The following is a 3,934-nucleotide window of genomic DNA, read 5'->3' on the forward strand; positions in this document are numbered from 1 at the left end:
CGCTCGCAGACTCTTGATCGTATTTCTCGATATTTCAAAGCAAAATTTTCCGCTTTAATTCGATAGATAACTCGCTAGTCTTGGTTCGCAGTTCTCACAGGATTTGGGCAATGCAGCTACGTAACTCTTCTTCGCGCTATGGTTGGGTCAGCATCTTCATGCATTGGGTCGTGGCGTTGGCGGTCTTCGGGCTGTTTGCGCTGGGTCTGTGGATGGTCGGGCTGGATTACTACAGCACCTGGCGCAAAGACGCGCCGGACCTGCACAAGAGCATCGGTCTGGTGCTGCTCGCGGTGATGGTGTTGCGAGTGCTGTGGCGTTTCATCAGCCCGCCGCCGCCAACGCTGCAAAGCTACAGTCGCATGACCCGTATCGGCGCTAAATTCGGCCACGGGTTTCTGTATCTGGCGCTGTTCGCTGTGATGATTGCCGGTTACCTGATTTCCACCGCAGACGGTGTCGGGATCCCGGTGTTTGGCCTGTTTGAAGTTCCTGCTCTGCTCTCCGGACTACCGGATCAGGCAGATACCGCTGGGGTGATTCATCTCTGGCTGGCGTGGGCACTGGTAATTTTTTCCGGTCTCCATGCGTTGGCAGCATTGAAGCACCACTTTATCGATCGTGATGCGACCCTCACTCGAATGCTCGGTCGCAAAGCCTGAAATTCAACCTCGACTCAAAGGAAAAGAAAGCATGTTGAAAAAGACTCTGGCCGCTCTGGCAATCGGTTCGGCCGTACTGTCCGCCAACGTAATGGCTGCTGACTATGTGGTAGACAAGGAAGGCCAGCACGCCTTCGTCGACTTCAAGATCAGCCACCTGGGCTACAGCTACATCACCGGTACCTTCAAGGACATCGACGGCAAGTTCAGCTTCGATGCTGCCAAGCCTGAAGACAGCAAGATCGAGTTCAACGTCAACACTGCCAGCGTGTTCACCAACCACGCCGAACGCGACAAGCACATCGCCAGCGCTGACTTCCTCAACGCCAGCAAATTCGGCAAGGCCACCTTCGTTTCCACCAGCGTCAAGTCCACCGGTGCCAATACCGCTGACGTGACCGGCGACCTGACCCTGCTGGGCGTAACCAAGCCAGTTGTCGTCAAGGCCACCTTCCTGGGCGAAGGCAAGGATCCATGGGGCGGCTACCGTGCCGGCTTCGAAGGCACCACCACCATCAAGCGCTCCGATTTCGGCAAGCAGAAAGACCTTGGTCCGAAGTCCGATGCGGTCGAGCTGTATGTTTCGTTTGAAGGTGTGAAAGCGAAATAAATTTCGCCGCCACATGAAAACGCCCCCGGTCGCAAGGCCGGGGGCTTTTTTTATTGCCACAACACAGATCCCCTGTAGGAGCTGCCGAAGGCTGCGATCTTTTGATCTTGATTTTTGAAGATCAAGATCAGGATCAAAAGATCGCAGCCTTCGGCAGCTCCTACACAAAGCGATTAGCAGCGCTTATGAAAAATGCCCCGGCTCTTTCGAGTCGGGGCATTTTCATTGCGGCTTGAAACTCAGCGATTGCGGGTCAGCAGTGCTGGTTTCTCGCCACGTGGGCGGCTTGGCAGTTGATCGAGCTGCTCAGGCGTCGGGAAGCGGTCGGCTTTCGATTCCTTGTGCATGATCTTCGGGCCATTGCTGCGCGGGTTCTGCACGGCTGGTTGCTCGGTACGTGGCTGATCGTCACGGGCCGGGCGGCGGCTGCGAGGCGCGGATTCGTCACGACGACCCTGACCGTCACGCGGTGCGCCGTTGCGCGGGCCGCTGCGTTTGGCCGGTGGAGTGCCGGTGCTCGAACCGTTGCTGTTGCGCGGGCCGTTCTGACGACCCTGTGGCTGACCGCCACGCGGTGTGCCAGCGCCTGCACCTTGTGCCGGTGCGCCCGGACGACGGCCACGGCCACCGGCCGGAGCGGCTTTCGGCACGTAGTCAACGCGGTTACCGAAGTTATCCACATCGTCGTCGAGGAATTCGTCCGGGGCACGGTCAGCCGCCGCACGCGGTGGCTGGCTCGGGCGCTGATCGCGGCTTGGTGTGCCTTCGCGCGGTTTCTGCTGACGGGCAGGGCGCTCGCCACGTTCACCGGCCGGCTTTTCCTTGCCCTTGTCTTTGCCTTTGTCCTTGCGACCGCCGCCACCGCCGCCGCCATTCGGGCCGTCGCCACGTGGGCCACGGGAATTGCGCGAGTTGCGGATGTCCGGACGCTCGCGGGCTTCCGGCTTCTCGGCTTCGATGGTGCTGGAGTCGAAGCCCATCAGATCGCCGTCGGCAATCTTCTGCTTGGTCATGCGTTCGATGCTTTTCAGCAGCTTCTCTTCGTCCGGCGCGACCAGCGAGATCGCCTCGCCGGAGCGACCGGCGCGGCCAGTACGGCCGATACGGTGCACGTAATCTTCATCAACGTTCGGCAGTTCGAAGTTGACCACATGCGGCAACTGATCGATGTCCAGACCACGGGCGGCGATGTCGGTGGCAACCAGAATGCGCACATCACCGGCCTTGAAGTCGGCCAGGGCTTTGGTGCGGGCGTTCTGGCTCTTGTTACCGTGGATCGCCACCGCCGGCAGGCCGTGTTTGTCCAGGTATTCCGCGAGACGGTTGGCGCCGTGCTTGGTGCGGGTGAACACCAGCACCTGTTCCCACGCGCCGGCGGTGATCAGGTGCGCCAGCAGTGCGCGCTTGTGGCTGGCCGGCAGGCGGAACACGCGTTGTTCGATGCGCTCGACCGTGGTGTTCGGCGGCGTCACTTCGATGCGTTCCGGATTGTGCAGCAGCTTGCCGGCGAGGTCGGTGATGTCTTTGGAGAAAGTCGCCGAGAACAGCAGGTTCTGGCGCTTGGCCGGCAGACGTGCGAGGACTTTCTTCACGTCGTGGACAAAACCCATGTCGAGCATGCGGTCGGCTTCGTCGAGGACGAGAATTTCCACGTGGGACAGATCGACGCTGCCCTGGCCGGCGAGGTCGAGCAAGCGACCCGGGCAGGCGACGAGGACGTCGACGCCACGGGACATGGCCTGGACCTGCGGGTTCATGCCGACGCCGCCGAAGATGCAGGCGCTGACGAATTTCAGGTCACGGGCGTAGATCTTGAAGCTCTCGTGCACCTGGGCCGCGAGTTCGCGGGTCGGGGTCAGGACCAGCACGCGCGGTTGGCGCGGGCCGTGACGCTGGGATTTGTCCGGGTGACCGTTAGGGAACAACCGCTCCAGAATCGGGAGGGCGAAGCCGCCGGTTTTACCGGTACCTGTCTGAGCCGCCACCATCAGGTCGCGACCTTGCAACACGGCGGGAATGGCCCGCTGTTGCACCGGAGTAGGCTCGGTATAGCCCGCATCTTCGATGGCACGGACTAAAGCCTCGGAGAGACCGAGGGAAGCAAAGGACATGAGTAATCCTGTTTTAGTTAGGGCTTGGCCCAATGGGAGTCTTGCCTGGCGCGAATCACGTTTAAGAGGACGCAATCCCGTCCGGTCCAGCGGCGGTTCCGAAGGCACGTCAGGAGCGCTCGCGCGGGCTGGAAGCTGCGCTGTAGCGGGTCGAGAGGCCTGTTACGGTTCCGGGCGTCCGGGCGTGAGCCTGGCGGGAACGCCGGAGTATAACAGAGCAATCACTGCGCGCTGCTTTCCTGCTGCTCAACGGTTTTGCCGCCAACCGTGGCGTCACGCAGTGACGCGCTATCAACCGGCGCAGCACCGTAACGTGCGCTGAGCTCGGCGTAGGCCGGTTCGCGCTTGAAACGCTTGAGCTCGGCACCAAAGCGCTGCACCAGCAAGTCCATGCCGGCATTGCGCCGAACCGCAAGAAACTGGCTCTGGCGGCTGATAACCGTCGGGTTTTCGGTGATCAGATCGCGGATATTCAATTCATCGAGCAAATGCTGGCCGACGCGGCGATCGGTAATCAGCAGGTCGATCCGCCCGCGCACCAGTTTGCCGAA

Annotated in this window: 3 protein-coding genes and 1 pseudogene; 2 read left to right on the top strand and 2 right to left on the bottom strand. The window is 60.9% G+C overall.

From position 1 onward, the window contains the following. Window positions 1-110 precede the first annotated feature (110 nt). Window positions 111-662 (top strand): cytochrome b, encoded by a 552-nt coding sequence (locus D6877_RS11570; RefSeq protein ID WP_130910862.1) that lies wholly within the window; start codon window positions 111-113, stop codon window positions 660-662. A 31-nt stretch (window positions 663-693) separates the two neighbouring features. After that, window positions 694-1,272, top strand: a complete 579-nt coding sequence (locus tag D6877_RS11575; protein ID WP_039757580.1) for a YceI family protein — start codon at window positions 694-696, stop codon at window positions 1,270-1,272. Window positions 1,273-1,511: 239 nt separating this feature from the next. Here D6877_RS11575 and D6877_RS11580 read toward each other — a convergent pair whose 3' ends face one another. Both D6877_RS11580 and D6877_RS11585 read right to left on the bottom strand, forming a co-directional pair. Beyond that, window positions 1,512-3,383: a DEAD/DEAH box helicase gene (locus D6877_RS11580; RefSeq protein ID WP_130910863.1), complete on the bottom strand. Its 1,872-nt coding sequence runs from the start codon at window positions 3,381-3,383 to the stop codon at window positions 1,512-1,514. Window positions 3,384-3,604: 221 nt separating this feature from the next. Beyond that, a pseudogene (locus D6877_RS11585) lies at window positions 3,605-3,934 on the bottom strand (transporter substrate-binding domain-containing protein); the annotation flags it as partial.

Origin of the sequence: Pseudomonas sp. Sample_9 (genome assembly GCF_004307535.1) — a bacterium.
Classification (GTDB): domain Bacteria; phylum Pseudomonadota; class Gammaproteobacteria; order Pseudomonadales; family Pseudomonadaceae; genus Aquipseudomonas; species Aquipseudomonas mercuritolerans.